The 16,444-nt window shown below is 51.2% G+C and carries 14 protein-coding genes and 1 pseudogene; 1 reads left to right on the top strand and 14 read right to left on the bottom strand.

Annotated features, from left to right (window positions below; translation table 11 throughout):
- Positions 1 to 348 precede the first annotated feature (348 nt).
- The 6 genes and pseudogenes from V8I28_RS10640 to V8I28_RS10665 form a co-directional block, all read right to left on the bottom strand.
- Positions 349 to 1,620, bottom strand: coding sequence for a uracil-xanthine permease family protein (locus V8I28_RS10640; RefSeq protein WP_341780073.1), 1,272 nt, complete (start codon positions 1,618 to 1,620; stop codon positions 349 to 351).
- Between the two features lie 228 nt (positions 1,621 to 1,848).
- On the bottom strand, positions 1,849 to 2,256 hold the full coding sequence (locus V8I28_RS10645) for a hypothetical protein (RefSeq protein ID WP_341780074.1): 408 nt from the start codon (positions 2,254 to 2,256) through the stop codon (positions 1,849 to 1,851).
- A 144-nt stretch (positions 2,257 to 2,400) separates the two neighbouring features.
- A complete protein-coding gene (locus V8I28_RS10650; RefSeq protein ID WP_341780075.1) occupies positions 2,401 to 2,988 on the bottom strand; it encodes a GNAT family N-acetyltransferase in 588 nt (195 codons plus the stop codon).
- A gap of 206 nt (positions 2,989 to 3,194) precedes the next feature.
- A complete protein-coding gene (locus V8I28_RS10655; RefSeq protein WP_341780076.1) occupies positions 3,195 to 3,971 on the bottom strand; it encodes a DUF1003 domain-containing protein in 777 nt (258 codons plus the stop codon).
- A 2-nt stretch (positions 3,972 to 3,973) separates the two neighbouring features.
- Positions 3,974 to 4,861: pseudogene (locus V8I28_RS10660) on the bottom strand (RluA family pseudouridine synthase).
- A 15-nt stretch (positions 4,862 to 4,876) separates the two neighbouring features.
- Complete coding sequence (locus tag V8I28_RS10665) at positions 4,877 to 5,194, bottom strand: glycine cleavage system H protein (lipoate-binding) (protein ID WP_341780077.1); 318 nt, start codon at positions 5,192 to 5,194, stop codon at positions 4,877 to 4,879.
- A gap of 177 nt (positions 5,195 to 5,371) precedes the next feature.
- Here V8I28_RS10665 and V8I28_RS10670 point away from each other — a divergent pair, with 177 nt between their 5' ends.
- The gene (locus V8I28_RS10670) at positions 5,372 to 5,566 is read left to right on the top strand and encodes a hypothetical protein (protein WP_341780078.1); all 195 of its coding nucleotides are present in this window, start codon (positions 5,372 to 5,374) and stop codon (positions 5,564 to 5,566) included.
- A 616-nt stretch (positions 5,567 to 6,182) separates the two neighbouring features.
- Here V8I28_RS10670 and V8I28_RS10675 read toward each other — a convergent pair.
- The 8 genes from V8I28_RS10675 to V8I28_RS10710 form a co-directional block, all read right to left on the bottom strand.
- Positions 6,183 to 7,592 carry a sugar porter family MFS transporter gene (locus tag V8I28_RS10675; protein WP_341780079.1) on the bottom strand — a complete coding sequence of 470 codons (1,410 nt, stop codon included), beginning with the start codon at positions 7,590 to 7,592 and terminating at the stop codon, positions 6,183 to 6,185.
- Between the two features lie 413 nt (positions 7,593 to 8,005).
- Complete coding sequence (locus V8I28_RS10680; RefSeq protein WP_341780080.1) at positions 8,006 to 8,569, bottom strand: sugar O-acetyltransferase; 564 nt, start codon at positions 8,567 to 8,569, stop codon at positions 8,006 to 8,008.
- 94 nt (positions 8,570 to 8,663) lie between these two features.
- Positions 8,664 to 10,088 (bottom strand): L-arabinose isomerase, encoded by a 1,425-nt coding sequence (gene araA / locus V8I28_RS10685; protein WP_233668382.1) that lies wholly within the window; start codon positions 10,086 to 10,088, stop codon positions 8,664 to 8,666.
- A gap of 50 nt (positions 10,089 to 10,138) precedes the next feature.
- A complete protein-coding gene (locus tag V8I28_RS10690; protein WP_168898982.1) occupies positions 10,139 to 10,867 on the bottom strand; it encodes an L-ribulose-5-phosphate 4-epimerase in 729 nt (242 codons plus the stop codon).
- Positions 10,868 to 10,884: 17 nt separating this feature from the next.
- Positions 10,885 to 12,486 carry a xylulokinase gene (locus V8I28_RS10695; RefSeq protein WP_341780081.1) on the bottom strand — a complete coding sequence of 534 codons (1,602 nt, stop codon included), beginning with the start codon at positions 12,484 to 12,486 and terminating at the stop codon, positions 10,885 to 10,887.
- A gap of 37 nt (positions 12,487 to 12,523) precedes the next feature.
- Positions 12,524 to 13,924, bottom strand: coding sequence for a sugar porter family MFS transporter (locus tag V8I28_RS10700; protein WP_341780082.1), 1,401 nt, complete (start codon positions 13,922 to 13,924; stop codon positions 12,524 to 12,526).
- 633 nt (positions 13,925 to 14,557) lie between these two features.
- The gene (locus tag V8I28_RS10705) at positions 14,558 to 15,655 is read right to left on the bottom strand and encodes a GntR family transcriptional regulator (RefSeq protein WP_341780083.1); all 1,098 of its coding nucleotides are present in this window, start codon (positions 15,653 to 15,655) and stop codon (positions 14,558 to 14,560) included.
- A 184-nt stretch (positions 15,656 to 15,839) separates the two neighbouring features.
- Positions 15,840 to 16,424, bottom strand: coding sequence for a sugar O-acetyltransferase (locus V8I28_RS10710; RefSeq protein ID WP_341780084.1), 585 nt, complete (start codon positions 16,422 to 16,424; stop codon positions 15,840 to 15,842).
- Positions 16,425 to 16,444 lie beyond the last annotated feature (20 nt).

Below are 16,444 nucleotides of genomic sequence, written 5' to 3' on the forward strand. Positions count from 1 at the left end.
AAGTCGCCATTTTTCCAAGCAGACCCCTTGAAAAAATCCCACGGCTGAGACCAAATTTGACTCACTCTCGGCTACACGGAAATCCAACTATGACCGTGATTGAGCGCTGCCGCACTGGCTGATGCCCCCGTAAACTTTGTGGCTTTTAACCGTTATCTTCCAGGTCGCAGATTATCCCCACAATACCCACAACGCCGCGCTTTCTGGCAGACACAGGTGACTCGTGACAACTCGTTTAGTCCTGCTTAGTCCAATAAGTCGGAACTTCTTTCAACTTTCTCCTGAGAACGCAAAACGTTGCTGACGCAAAGGTGTCGGCAACGTTTTTTATTTGCGGGTTGAACCGCCTTAAATGTCTTTAGGTAAAATCAGGTTCAGCGTAATCCCCAAGACGGCGGCCACCGCCAAACCGGAGAACTCGTATTGGCCCAACTTGAGGTAGGCGTTCCCAATCCCAATGACCAGGATAGCCGAGACAATCATCAGATTACGACGCTTATTGAAGTCCACATGTTTTTCAATCAGAATTCGCATCCCACTGGATGCGATCACCCCGAACAACAGGAAGCTAATCCCCCCGATGACCGGATTCGGAATGCTTTCAATCAAGGCACTCAGCTTGCCGACAAAACTGAAGATGACGGCGAAGACCGCGGCACCAATCAAAACGTAGACACTGTGGACCCGCGTAATCGCCAGCACACCCACGTTTTCCCCGTAGGACGTGACGGGCGGGCCCCCGACCAGGCTAGCCACAATCGAGGCCAGCCCATCCCCAGCGAGCGTATGATTCAGGCCGGGATCTTCGAAGAAGTTACGGTGCGTCAGTTCGTTTAAGACCGTGATGTGGCCGATGTGCTCGGTCATAGTGACGAAGGCAATCGGCGCCAGACTCAGCACGGCTCCCCAGTAGAAATGCAGGGGATAACTGACCCCCGGGAGTTCAAACTTCGGTAGCTGAAACCAGGCCGCGTCCATCACCAGCTGGAAATTTACCAGTCCGGCGAAGGCCGCCACGAGGTAACCGAAGACAATCCCCAGTAGAATCGGAATCAGGCCCAGGAACCCTTTGAGATACAGATTAAACGCTACCGTCAATAGTAACGTCACCATGGCGACCAAAAAGAATTGCCAATGATAGGTGCCGTTACTGTCCACCGTGGCCTTCTGCGCCGCGCTACCGGCCAGCGACAGCCCAATCACCATAATCATCGGCCCCACCACGATTGGCGGCAGGACCTTATTAATCCAGTCCGAACCGACCAGGGCAACCACCACGGCCACAATCAGGTACACCAGCCCCACGGCCATGGTCCCCTGCGCGATGCCGGGATACCCCGTGGTCTTCATCAACGCCACCATGGGCACGATGAACGAGAAACTCGACCCCATATAGGCGGGAATCTTGCCCCGGGTAATCAGGATGTACATGAGCGTCCCGACACCCGAACTAAACAGCGCAATCCCGGGATTTAACCCCACCAGGATGGGCACCAGGACGGTTGAGCCAAACATGGAGAATAAGTGCTGTAACGATAGCCCAAACCACTGGCCCCAGCTGGGACGTTCCCAAATATCAATCAACGCATCCGGATTCCGGTAACGCGATGGTTCTTTCATACTAGACGACCTCCAGTTCAAAATGGTATTAAAAAAAGACGCGCCCGTCCCGTGAGGAAGCGTGCTCGCCCAGTTAGCCCAGCTTGCGCCGGAAGTCGAACCCTTCACCGCCTCACGGGACGATGTTAAAGGAACTAAATTTTGTTAATTATACGGTGAAGTCCGAGCGCTTGTCAAGGACAATCGTAGCCAGTGGGTTAACCGTGTGGTTCCACCATGACTAACGGTCTAATCCACCATTCGCCAATCACCCTGATCGGCCTTGGAAATGTCGTTTAGGAACTTCAAGACGCGTTTGGCCCGGTTGGGTTGTTGGGCGTGCAGGAGGTTTAACCCCGCTCCGGTGACCAGCGGCTGGCTCAGCCGGAAGTCCCCGTCGGCCGTCTCGCCGGTGGCAAAGGCCATGACCGTTTCGCCCGATTCGATCTGCGTGGTCAGGAAAAACATGGTGAAGTCATCGTCCGCTTGCATATAGGCGGGCATGGCCCAAATATCCGGCGCAATCTCTTGCATCTCGCCAGTTTCGGTTCCATCGAGAAATTTAAATTCCTTGTGGTTGGCCTGCGTTACCGGTTCCTTTAACACCAACATCATCTTGGCAAAGTCGTCATCGCCTAATTGTAGATTATCCTTCATCGGTAAAGCTCCTTTTTTAATCGTTCTTTAGTCGTCCTCGTATCCCAGTATTCCCGGCTGCCCGTTGGCCCACGTTTCAGCCCTGTAAAAGTGACACGAAAGAGCCCGGGAAGTTTCGTCCCAGGCTCACGTCAACCATTCGAATTAGTTTGCAACCTTAGCCCGTTGGCCAATTTCCAGTTGCATGTGATAGTAGTGATGGTCCCCAATCATTTGTTTGCCGGATACCTCGTAGCCCATGCGTTCGTAGAGCCGCATGGCTGCCGGGTTCTCTAAGTCCACGTTCAGCCCAATCACGGCTTGGTTGTCGCGCCGGGCGTAGTAGGGCAGAGCTCGCAGTAACTGGTGACCGATTCCCTTCCCCTGATGGTCGGGCGACACCGCCAGTGAGTCCAGGTACCACTCACCTTTGGCCGTTTCCGACTGGGTCTCGAAGGGAACGTCAAACGCTGCACTTTTTGCGGTGATTTGCGTAAAGACATCGTCCACAACGTCTTCCCGTTCTCCGGGGTAGCCAAAGGCCATCCCCACGACTTGGCCATCGGCCTCGGCCACCACCGTGGTTGCCGGTCCGGACAAATAAGTCCGGGTCCGGTACGCCGCCGTAATGGCCTTTAGTAAGTCGGGTTCGGGAACGTCTTCCAAGTCCGTCAGTTCCATCTCATCGTAGATCAAGTTCATCAGCGGCGCTATCTGAGGGGCGTCCGCCGGTTGCGCCTCGCGTATTATCACAAAAAATCCTCCATTTCTAGTTCTCTCACTAGCCTAACGGAGGATTGCAGCTTTGTCAACGGATTTGATGGGACCGCGGCCCCACCCCCTAGTCATCCGTGATTCAGCCGAGTGGTCAGTGAGGTTCCTCACGACTACTCATTGCTTAATGGGCCCGGCGAATCGTGGCCCGTTTGCCAAAAACCAAGCCAACGACAAATAAGACGCTAGCTGTGATCCATGTTCTCATGGTGAGACTCCCTTCGTTTTGCCGAATCACGCCGCGGTTCACGCGTTCGTAGCTCGGCTAGTTCTTGTCGAATTTCACCCAAAATTTCTAACTGAAACCGTGCGATCTCCATGGTGTGGGGGACCTGGTTCTGTGCTAAATGATCGACCTTGGCGTGGAGTAAGCGTAGTTCATGCTCCGACTTCAGGTTCACGTGATAGTCGTTTTCGGCCATCATCCGATCACGGTCGGCGGAACGGTTCTGGCTCATCATGATGATGGGTGCCTGAATCGCCGCCACACAGCTCAACACTAAATTTAACAGAATGAAGGGGTAGTTGTCAAAGTTCACCCCAAATAAGTGGAGGCCGTTGACCAACATCCAGCCGATTAACACGAACATGAACACGAAGATAAAGCCCCAGGACCCCCCAAAACGGGCCACGTCGTCCGAGACCTTTTGCCCAAACGTCAGACTGTCCTTTAAGGTGTCGTTGACGTCAATAATGTCGTAGTCATCGCTCTGTAGCGCCTTGGTCAGCTTCTGATTAATCTTTCGGGTCTGCTTCATATCCGCGTTAATCAGGGCATCGACGTGTTCGAGCCGGTATTTCAACAGGTGATGGCCACAGATATAGTCATCGACCTTACTTTGCGGGTAATCACGCTTAATCCGGTTACGCAGCCCGACCTCCAATTCCGAAAGGCGCAGGCTACCCTCCAGGTTAACGGGCTCCCCGTCAACCAGACAGCGCAGTTCCTTTTCATCTGCCATGTCTATTCACTCCTTAACTGCTTGAGTAACGCTTGCCAGTCGGCCGGAAGTGGGCTCTCGAAGGTCCGGTCTTCCTGGGTAAAGGGATCGGTAAAGCTAAGCGATCGGGCATGCAAAGCCTGACGCGTCATCCCGCCCAACTCGGGGCCGCCGTACAGGTGGTCGCCAGTCAGGGGATGGTCCAGGTAGGCGAAGTGGGCGCGAATCTGATGCGTCCGGCCCGTGTGGAGCTTGACGGCCACCACCGTAGCGTTGGCCAACCGCTCCTGCACCCAGTATTCCGTTAGGGCCGCCTTGCCAGCCGGCGAGACCATCTGATTGTAGCCGGTGGGATCGCTGGCTAGCGGCGCATCAATGAGGCCATGGTCCTGCTTCAGCTGGCCACTGACGACCGCCAGATAGCGCTTATCCACCTGCTGAGCCGCCTGTAACTAGCTGGCCAAACTATTGGCTAAGCGGTGGCGGGCCACCCAGACCACGCCGCTGGTGAAACGATCGAGACGCGTCAGAATATGGGGTACCTGGTTTTCGGCCTGAATCGCCGCCCAGTGCCCCTTAATTCGGTTAACCAACGTGTCCGTGCGGTTGGCGGGACCGGGCACCACGTTGAGCCCCGCTGGCTTATCCACGACCAGCCAATCGCGATTCTCAAATAACACCGTGATGGGCACCGTGCTGACCGCCACGGCCGGATCGGCCACTTCGGCGGGCAACTGAACCGTCACCGTGTCCCCCACCTTCAGCGTCACGGCAGGCGTTTCCACCGCGCCGTTAACCTTAATCACACCATTTTGTTTTAAATCACTAAAAACGCGGTGGCTAACACCCTGCTGGTTCAAGAACCGCTTGAGGCTAGTCACCGGCGTTGTTACTTGCCAAGTTAAGTCCATGCCACAATTTCCCTTCTACTCATCGACCAGATCGACCATCCAATCCAGATCGTCGTTGCGATTATTCAGCCATTCCGGATGGTCGGCCAAGCCCTCGTTGATGCGCACGATGCGGCCAGCGAAAGGAAAGTGCAGCGTTAACTCTTCGTGCGCCCCACTAACAATCAGAAACGGGGTTCCCATGTGCACCCGCCCGGTCGTGACCTGCCACGTAATCTTTCGAACGGGGCCTAACAATTCACGACCATCATCGGCGAATCCAATGCGGACGATGCCCTGCGCCTTGGGCGTTAACCACAGTGCGCTGGCACTTACTTCAAGTTTATCAATCATGCTGGTCACCCCTCCTGTGCTGATTCAGCTAGCTGAAAATCGACGTTTGTGACTTCGTTAAGTGGAAAATCTTCCAATCACGATATATTTTAACATAGCCGCAGAATTGACGGGAGTTATTTCACCCTTTTCTAAGCGAAGTCGGTATAATAGAAATCATCAAAGGGGGAGAAAATCATGATGATGTCACACAATATCTTAACGGGGGCCCTGATTCTCATCACGGGGATTGTCCTACTGGCTTTTCTGATCTTTAAGTTATTTCCACGAACAAACCAGACCGGCGACGCGGACACGCGGGCACTGCTGATCATCTTCACCGTGCTGGCGGTCGGCCTACTCGGCATGGGGAGCTGGGTTTGCCTGATTTAGCAGTTACTGCGGTGGTGGGAGCTGGCCGCCTTGCCGTTCGTCCAAGATGAGCTGGAACGCGGTGGGTAGGACGCCCTGAGCCTGATGGTGCGGTCTTTAGCCTCGCTTTGAGCCGAAAACCACGTCTCAAAGACGCCATTTTACAAGAAAATCACTTGTAAAATCCCACGGCTGAGACCAAATTTGTCTCACTCACGGCTGCGCGGCAGATTAGCAACTACACTAGATAATGACGCTACCGCAATCAGCGATAACCGCCGTCCACGTTGCGAAGCTAAACACCTACTTGACGTGAGTGGCAACGACGTCAGTCTAGCGTCTTCAGTCAATCATGATGGTTGCCTAACTACCGTAGCCGAGAGTGAAGCGGAATCTAGGCTCAGCCAGGGAATTTAGGGGCGGTCTTTGCCGCTAAATTGGTGACTTTGAGACGGTGTTCTTCCGGCTCAAAGCAAGGTTCGAGACCGCTCTTTGGCTCGGACCGGCCTTCCCCAGCGATCCAGCCTAGATTCCGCGAACGGTAAGGCGACCAGCCCACACCAACCTACCAAAAACGTTCTAAACCCAAAACAAACGGCGTTGTCTCCCAGTCAGGAGAGCAACGCCGTTTTGCTTTCTATTCTGTCAAGTCACTTGAGGCTTCAACCGCTTCGGCTGATTTCGCATGGGTTCCTTGTTGTTCGATTTCTTCCAGCGTACGACCCTTGGTTTCTGGGACGCAGAACCGGACGAAAGCCACACCCAGCAGGCAGATAATCCCGAAGATGGCGAAGACCGCCTCTTGCGACATGGCCGCCGTCATCACGGGGAACAGCAGGCCCACCGCAAACGAGCCAATCCAGTTAAAGGACGATGCCAGACCGGAAGCCCGGCCCCGCACAGCCAGTGGGAAGATTTCACCGACCAGCACCCAAGTCAGGGGTGCCCAGGTGAAAGAGTAAAAGGCCACGTAGATGGACAGGAAGACCACAATCAGCATGGGATTGCTGTTGAGACGCGTCACGTTTAAGAAGGCCGGCAACAGGAAGGATAAGCCCATCACGGCACCCCCGAGAATCAGAAGCGTCCGGCGGTTAAACTTGTCGGCGATCCACAGGAAGACTAAGGACCCCACAACCAGGATAATCCCCTGGATAATTGGCCACATCAGCGCACTGCTGGCGGCACTCCCGGTAGCTTGTTGCACAATCAATGGAATGTAGTAGAAAATGGCGTTAGCGCCTTGGAACTGCTGGAACGCCGCGATACCGACCCCGGCGATGACCAGGTACCGGTATTTCCCGGAAAATAACGTGGCCCATGAAGTATTCTTGGCCGCTGCACTTTCCGTCTTGGCCGTGCTCTGAATGGTCGTCATTTCCGTTTCGATTTCATCGGCCGGCCGAATGTAGCTCAGCACCGTCCGGGCGGCATCGAGTTGGCCGCTCTTAATCAAGAAGCGTGGTGATTCGGGCAGCCGCAATACCCCGGCAAACAGGATGATGGCTGGCACCGCAGCGGACCCCAGCATTAAGCGCCAGGCGAAGGCTTCCGGTAATCCCTTCAGCAGGAAATCGACCACGTAGGAGATCAACATCCCGGAGACGATCATCGTCTGGTTAATCCCGGTTAAACGGCCCCGGAGACGGGCTGGGGACATTTCGGACATGTAGGCTGGGACTAACGCCGAAGCGGCCCCTACGGCCAATCCAAGGAAGATTCGGACGCCAATCAGGTAGTATTCACCCAGGTTCGGCACCATGGCAGACATCAGGGAACCCAACGCGAAGATGAGTGCCGAGATCAGAATCATTTTCCGTCGACCTAATTTATCCGATAACTGACCGGAAATGGCCCCACCGAAGATGGCCCCAAACATAACGGCTGAGGTAATCCAGCCAATTAGTGTGGCGTTGGACAGGTTCCAGTCCGTTTCCAGAAAGGGCAGCGCCCCCGTCATGACCCCAATATCATACCCGAATAAGATGCCCCCGAAGGAGCCGAAGAAATAGATGTAACCGCTTGAAATTTTCTTGTTGCCTTTCACGCAAATAACCTCCTAAAAGTCTCTCTAACGTATTCTCTCTGCCGAAAATAAGGCGATTTAAAATTGGTCCGATAAATCATCGCTAACGAATCAATGTCAGTGAAGACACCGCTTACCCAAAAACCAGGTAAAACGTTTTCACTAACGCAATACAAGTAGTTTAAAACAATTATACGGATAAATCAATAACTAATTCTATTGTGCGGACAATTTTGCAAAGCGCTTTCTTTCGCAAACCCCGGTATGAAAGCAACCGCTTGCTCTCAAATTTTTTTCGAAAATTGACTTTTGAGCGCAAAAAAGTGGCTCAGCGAAAGCCCCACCCGTTAGGAATGGAAACGCTCCGATGAGCCACTTCATAGGAAGTTTCCGGCCAACCCTATCTTCGAGGGCGGAAACCTGATATGATGCGTTTAATCCAAATGCTTCACAACTCGTGCTGGGTTACCGGCAACGACCACGTTATCTCCGAAGGACTTCGTGACCACGGCACCGGCACCGACGATCACGTTGTTCCCCAACGTGACGCCAGGACAGATGATGGCACCGCCACCGACCCAGACGTCATCGCCTAAAGTCACGGGCCGACCAATTCCCATGGCGCCGTTCCGCCGTAGCTTGGGATCGGCTGGGTGGTTCACCGAGTAAATCTGAACTTTCGGTCCGAGCAGGCAGTGTTTGCCAATCCGAATGGGGGCCACGTCCAGCATGACACAGTCGTAGTTAGCGAAGAAGTCTTCGTCTACGTAGATGTTGTAGCCGTAGTCACACTTGAAGTCGGCGTGAACGCTGACGTCCTTACCGGTCGAACCGAAGAGCTTCTTAATCAGCTTTTCGGTCTGTTCAGGGTCACTTTCGCCCAAGGCGTTGATGGCTTCAACCTGCTTTCTGGCAGCCGCCCGTTGCGCCACTAACTCGTCGTCGTAAACGTCAAAGAGTTCGCCGGCAACCATTTTTTCTTGTTCTGTTTTTCCCATGCTTTCTCTTCCTCCTTATGATATGTTGCTTCCAAAATAAAAACGGCCGAGGCTGCTCTCGGCAACCCCAACCGTTTTTATCAGTCGTCAATGACTATTTGATGAATGCTTTGTTCATGTTAACCATGGTTGCAAAGTCTTCCATTTGTTCTTCAGTCAGAGCAAATGAGAGCATGGTGTGGTGACCACCACCGGCTTGCATCCAAGCTAAGGCACCCTTTTCAAGGCCAACCTTTGGCGTCCAGAGTTGCTTAGCAACTGGCAAGTTAGGGGTTTCAGCCTCTGGCTTGTGAGCGTCAACGGCGTAGCTGATCATCTTGAAGCCATCACGGAAGTCAGAAACCGTAACGTCAATGGCGTCACCTTCTGAACCAGTGAAGACCAGACGTGCAGGATCAGCCTTACCACCGATATCCAATGGGTGAACTTCAACACGAGGCTTGTCGGAAGCGATAGTTGGGTCAACTTCCAGCATGTGAGAACCAAGAATAGCTTCGTGGCCCTTACGTAAGTCAAGCGTGTAGTCTTCCATGAAGGCCGTCTTCTTACCGTGGGACATGATCTTCATGACACGGCCAAGCGCAGCGGTCTTCCAGTCACCTTCGGCACCGAAGCCATAACCGTCACGAATTAACAATTGTGCGGCTAAGCCAGGGAGTTGTTCCATACCCCAGAGGTCTTCGAAGTTCGTGGTGAAGGCAGTGTAGCCACCCTTTTCCAAGAAGCTCTTGATCCCAAGGTATTGCTTCAATTGAACACGTACTGAGTGCTTGTAAGTTTCAGCATCGTTGTCACCTTGAACCATGGTGTACTTGCTTTCCAAGTCAGCGTATTCCTTGTCGATGTCAGCATCCTTAACCTTGTTGATTTCTTCAACTAAGTCACCGATACCGTAGTAGTCAACAGTCCAGCCCATTTGGATTTGTGCTTGTACCTTGTCACCTTCAGTAACGGCAACGTTACGCATGGTGTCTCCGAAACGAGCAACCTTAACCTTGAAGCTTTCGTTGTAGGCAACAGCAACGTCTTCCCAAGCAGCAATCTTGTCTTGAACTGCTTCGTCGCCCCAGTAGCCGTAAACGATCTTGTTGTTCTTCTTCAAACGAGCATTGATGTAAGCATATTCACGGTCACCATGCGCACTTTGGTTCAAGTTCATGTAATCAAAGTCAATGTCAGCGTATGGAATGTTGTTTAAGTATTGCGTAGCCAAGTGGAGTAAAGGCTTTTGCAACAATTCAGTCCCACGGATCCAGTTCTTGGCTGGAGAGAACGTGTGCATCCAGGTAATAACCCCGGCAACCTTATCGTTGTAGTTAACTTCCTTCATGAAGTTAGTGATGCTTTCAGCAGTCGTCATAACATCCTTGAAGACAACCTTGTAAGGTAACTTGCCGCTGGCGTTTAACTTGTCAGCGATGTCTTGTGCGTCTTTGGCAACGGACTTTAATTGTTCTTCACCATAGAGATGTTGACTACCGGTAACAAACCAAAATTCATAATCAGGAACTGATAACATAATTTAAGCACTCCTTCTATATATGATTGTTAGTAAAGCATGATACCCAATTATTCACGCGCCGCATGACTCTGCGACTTGGCATTGTTTTGCCCATAATAAGCGTTCTTACCGTGCTTACGGTAATAGTGCTTATCCAACAGATATTGTGGTAATTCCAGGTTCTTGTGGGTTAATTGCATGGAGTGGTAATCCTCTTCAGCAACTACTTCCAAGACCTTAGCGTTGTAAACGGCCTTGTCTGCGGTTGGGCCCCAGGCAAATGGTCCGTGTTGACTCACTAAGGCAGCTGGAATTGCTTCGTAATCCAAACCACGTTCCTTGAAGGTCTTGACAATGGTCTTACCCGTATTGCCTTCGTAGTCTTCTTCGATTTCTTCCTTGGTCAAAGCATCGGCCGCTGGAACATCACCGTAGAACGTGTCGGCGTGGGTCGTGTTCATGGCTGGGACGTCTAAGTTAGCGCCAGCGAAGGACACTGCCCATGGAGAGTGCGTGTGCACAATCCCACCAATATTTGGAAATGCGTTGTAAAGTACCGTATGCGTTGGTGTGTCGCTAGATGGGTTCATGTCCCCTTCAACAACTTCACCTTTCAAGTTTACGACGACCAAGTCGCTAGGCTTTAACTTGTCGTAATCAACCCCGGAAGGCTTGATGACGAACAGACCCTTTTCCCGGTCAATTCCGGAAACGTTACCCCAAGTAAAGGTAACCAGGCCCAGTTTAGGCAGCTTCATGTTGGCTTCGTAAACCTCTTGCTTTAATTCCTCTAACATTCAATTAACTTCCTCTCTTAGTCGCTAATTGCATCGCCAGCGGCAGCTTCCACCGGCAAGCCAGCTTGATACTTTTCGATGAACTTCTGGTAACCCGCAACCCCTTCAGGTTCTGGGCTCAACGTCATGGATTCTGGGTTGGTGAACACTTCTTGATCCAAGAAGTCTTCCAGTGATTCATCGGTATCGCGCTTAGCGTAAACCGCTAAGACCGCCATCCCCCATGGACCACCTTCGCCGGCAGTACTCATGATCGTGATTGGAACGTTCAACGCATTGGCCAAGACTTGTTGACCAATCACTGGCGTCCGGAACAACCCACCTTGGGCAATCATCACATCAGTATGAACGTGTTCTTGATTAATCAAGATGTCCATCCCAATCTTCAGTGGGGCAAAGGCAGCGTATAACTGCGTTTGCATGAAGTTAGGTAAGTTAAACTTGCTGTTTGGTGTCCGAACGAACAGTGGCCGACCAGCCTTAATCTTGGTGATGTTTTCACCAGATTGATAACTGTAGTTAACCAAGCCACCAGCATCCGGATCAGCCTTGGCTGCTTCCAAGAAGAGCGTTTCGTATAAACGGTCCGGCTTGAGTTCAACCCCGAGTCGTTGCGCAAATTCATTGAAGACGCTCGCCCAAGCGTTAATATCTGAAGAACAGTTGTTAACGTGGACCATGGCAACAGGTGAGCCATCTGGCGTCATCACGATATCGATATCGCGGTAAACCTTAGTCAGTGGCTTGTCCAAGACGTTCATGGAGAAGGATGAGGTCCCGACGGAGATATTCCCAGTGCGCTTCCGTACACTGTTCGTCCCAACCATCCCGGTACCAGCATCCCCTTCAGGTGGAGCCATCACAGAACCGGCTTCCAAGTTGCCGTTAGCATCCAGGAGTTTAGCCCCTTCAGCGGTCAAATGACCGGCAACCTTACCAGCTGGCAAGATCTTTGGCAAGATGTCTTCGATGTTCCAAGGGTACTTCTTCACGTTGTCGAGGTTGCTGAACTTCTCCAGCATCTTCTTATCGTAAGAACCCGTCTGGTCATCGATTGGGAAGACACCGGAGGCATCCCCCACACCCAAGACCTTTTCGCCAGATAATTTCCAAGTCACGTACCCGGCCAATGACGTGATGAAGTTGACGTTACGAACGTGATCTTCACCATTCAGAATAGCTTGGTACAGATGAGCAATACTCCAACGTTGTGGAATGTTGAAATCGAACAACTTGGTCAATTCATCAGCGGATTGTTCCGTGATGTTATTCCGCCAAGTCCGGAATGGTACCAACAGTTCGCCACTCTTATCGAAGGCTAAGTAACCATGCATCATGGCACTAACCCCAACGGCACTAATCTTGGTCAAAGCACTGTGGTACTTGCTTTGAACATCAGCGGCCATTTGCGTGTAGCTCTGTTGAATCCCCGTCCAAACTTCGTCGATCGGGTATGTCCAGACACCGTCTTCAAAGCGGTTTTCCCAAACATAACTGCCTGAGGCGATGGTATTGAAGTCATCAGTGACCAATACCGCTTTAATCCGGGTTGAACCTAACTCAATCCCTAAGGAAACCTCACCGGCTTCGATAGCGCGAGTCGTTTCAACTAAGTTCATTTAACTTACCTCCCAATAATTTTAAAATCGAGAATTACTAGTTGTTGCCTGCTTCTTTCTTGGCAGCGTGAGCAGTCCCACGAGCTTCGATTTCTTCAAGAGTGTGACCACGCGTTTCTGGGACACAGAAGCGAATGAACAGAACACCCAAGACACAGATAACACCGAAGACAGCGAACACAGCTTCTTGTGACATTGCAGCCGTCATGATTGGGAAGATCAAACCAACAGCCCATGAACCGATCCAGTTAAAGGATGAAGCTAAACCAGATGCACGGCCCCGGATAGCCAATGGGAAGATTTCACCAACCAGAACCCAGGTAAGTGGTGCCCAAGTGAATGAGTAGAAAGCAACGTAGATGGACAAGAAGACAACGATCATCATTGGACTTGCGTTAGGGACTAACTTGTTAATGATAGCTGGTAACAGGAAGGACAGTGCCATAACCGTACCACCCATAGTTAACAACGTCCGACGATTGAATTTTTCAGCAATCCAGATGTAGAGTAATGAACCAAGAACTAACAGAACACCTTGAACGATTGGCCACATCAGAGCGGAACTTGCGGCATTCCCAGTTGCTTTTTCAACAATCAATGGAATGTAGTAGAAGATCGCGTTGGCCCCTTGGAATTGCTGGAAGGCAGCGACCCCAACACCGGCGATAACCAGGTAACGGTACTTGCCGTTGAACAAGGTTGCCCATGAGGTCTTTTCCAAGTTGCTTTCTTCGGTCTTAGCCGTATCTTGAATGGACTTAACTTCTGGTTCAACTTCGTCTGGCTTACGAACGTAGGACAGAACCGTCCGTGCTTCGTCTAACTTACCAGATTTGATTAAGAACCGTGGTGATTCAGGCAACCGGAGAACACCGGCGAAGAGGATGAAGGCAGGCACAGAAGCCAAACCTAACATTAACCGCCATGATAAGTTCCCTGGTAAATCCTTCAATACGAAGTCGACGATGTAAGAGATTAACATCCCAGAAACAATCATCGTCTGGTTAATCCCGGACAAGCTACCACGTAACCGTGCCGGTGCCATTTCTGACATGTAGGCTGGGACTAAGGCGGAGGCAGCACCAACGGCTAACCCTAAGAAGATCCGCATCCCGATTAAGTAGTAAGTCCCACCGTTAGGAGCGAACCCACACAGGATTGACCCAATGGCGAAGATTAAGGATGACATCAGAATCATCCGCCGCCGACCTAATTTATCGGCTAATTGACCGGCAATTGCGGCACCGAAGATGGCACCGAACATAACTGATGACGTCACCCAACCAATCAGTGAGGCGTTGGTTAAGGCCCAGTCGGTCTTCAAGAATGGTAAGGCACCGGTCATAACACCGATATCGTAACCGAACAGAATTCCACCAAATGATCCAAAGAAGAATATGAAACCACTTGAGACTTTCTTTTTCGCTTTCGCTTCCAAATTTCGTTCCTCCTAAGTTTAAAGGGGTAAAGATAAAAAACAAATAATGGCTTTTCCCACTTAACTATTGATAGAAATGCTAACGCCACCGGGGTTTCATCCCCCCCTTCGCACTGGCCGGCCAGCGCGGAAAAGATGATGACCTTTGTGAAGCGTTTTCATTTCTGAACAAACTTAGTGTATTATATTTATACGCATAAATCAACACTTATTTTTTATATGCGGATTAATATTTGGGCAAATCCCTTGATACAACGCGGTTTTGATTGATTCAACTTTTTTGAAAGCGTTTCCGAATAGTGCTAGGTTAAGCGTTTTACGATTCTCGAATCTATTTCAATAATTCTCTGATTAATGTGAAATTTTTAAATTCATTCGTTGCTTTTGACGTGCCAACGCTTACCCTATTCGCTAATCACTTGATTATGACTAAACCCGTGGTGGCCCGCTTGACGACGCCATTGTCTAGACGACTCCGACTAGTCAACGACCCCCGATCAGCCGGTCACCTGCTGGTTTTCAGGCTTTCATTTTGATTTATTTTACTAAAAAAGCGCGCCGAGTAGCGGCACGCTTAGGTTGAGCCTAACTTTTGAACGAGGTGACGACTGATGACCTAGGTTGGTTCGAAATTCATCCTAACCTATCTGAGGTCGACTTGGGGGCCCCGGTCGATTGGCGAATCACCAATTCCGGTTCATACGTGATCGACTGCACCGGCTGCTTGTTCAGTAGCTGGAACATCATCCGACCGGCGTCCTCGCCCATGATTTCTTTCTCATGGTTGAGCGTGGTCAAGCCGGGGCTCATGTACTGGGACATCTGGTAGTTATCGAAGCCCACAATCGAGATGTCTTGCGGCACCCGAAAGCCCTGTTCCTTCACGAAGGCCATCACCGGAATCGCCAGCTGATCGTTGTAACAGGCGATCGCGGTCGGCCGTTCCGCGTCCTTCAGATACGAAGAAATCCGACTGGTAATCCGGGCAAAGTCATCCCCGGACTGATACATAATTAAATTGCTCTTATAGGAAATGTCCGGATGTTCCTGATAGGCCTGAACGAATCCGTTCATCCGGTGGACCCCCTGAATATCATCGACCTGGAAGATGCCCAGAATGCTCTCGTGGCCCATCCGCAAAAGGTGATCAATTAATTTCTTCTCCGCACTTACGTCGGCCGTAGTCACGTACGGAAAGTCCAGCTGCGGATAGGCCGCGTTAATGAAGAGCACCGGAATCTGGTCGTCTTTAATCTCCTGATACAGGTCCATGTTGGGATTAGGCAAGGCACTTTGCGTGGGCTCAATGATGAGCCCGGCCACCTTGCTGTTCAACATGTTGATGAGGTTTTTGCGTTCCTTATCGTGGTTGTTGTGCGTGTTACCCAGTAGCAGCGAGTAACCGCCATCGGAAATGACCTTGTCCATGCCGTAGATAATCTGTGGAAAAATGTAGTCGGCGATGTGGGTGGTGATGACCCCAATCATCTTGCTATCATTTTCGGTGGCCCAGTCCTTATGCCAGTCCTGGACAAACATCCCCCCACCCTGAATCCGATAGATGAAGTGTTCCGTCTCTAAATCCCCCACCGCACGGCGGATTGTGTATCGCGAGACCTTAAATTGTTCCATAAGTTCCGTTTCCGTTGGTAATTTTTCGTCAATCGGATACTTACCCGAAAGAATCGCTTCTTTCAGGGAATCCTTGACCCGTTGGTATTTATTTTCCATGTTTACTCTCCCATAGTTTGTAGCCAACCTGCACTGCAGCACTCCCGTTGGTAACGTTTTCGCTCATTTGCGCAAACCCTACCGCACCCAAATCGGCAGTTACAAATTTGTTCGTAATTTATCTGGTTAATCTTAGCATAGCAAATTTTCACCGAAATGCCAATTCACCACTGGTTTATTCGGATCAATCCGGAATCACGTTGCCCTCAGCGTCCAAACGCTTGATGATTCGGGCGGGGTTGCCCGCAATGACCACGTTGTCGCCAAACGACTTGGTGACGACCGAACCGCCACCCACAATCACGTTGTTGCCAATGGTTACGCCGGGCACAATCACCGCGTCCCCACCGATCCAGCAATTATTGCCGATCTTGACCGGGGCACCATTCCCCAGCCACGAGGTCCGCGCCGCAATATTAAAGGGATGACCCGCCGTATAAATCTGAACCCGCGGGGCTAAGAGGACGTTATCGCCAATCGTAATCTCGTTGGTGTCCAATAGAATACAGTCAAAATTGGCGAAGAAGTTATCGCCCACGTGGATGTTGTAGCCGTAGTCGCAGACGAACCGCGGTCGAATCTCCACGTTTTTCCCGACCGTTCCGAACAATTTCTGAACCACCGCTGTCACCCGGTCTTTTTCCCGGAACGGAATTTTATCCAATGATTCGTAGAGGTCTCGCGCCGCAAACCGATCGTGCACCAATTTTTCATCCTTCACATCGTAGAGTTCCTGGTCCATCATTTTTTGAAATTCACTTTTCGCCATTTTGCCGTCAGTCCTTCACC

Origin of the sequence: Levilactobacillus sp. HBUAS70063, from assembly GCF_038374745.1 — a bacterium.
Taxonomy (GTDB): domain Bacteria; phylum Bacillota; class Bacilli; order Lactobacillales; family Lactobacillaceae; genus Levilactobacillus.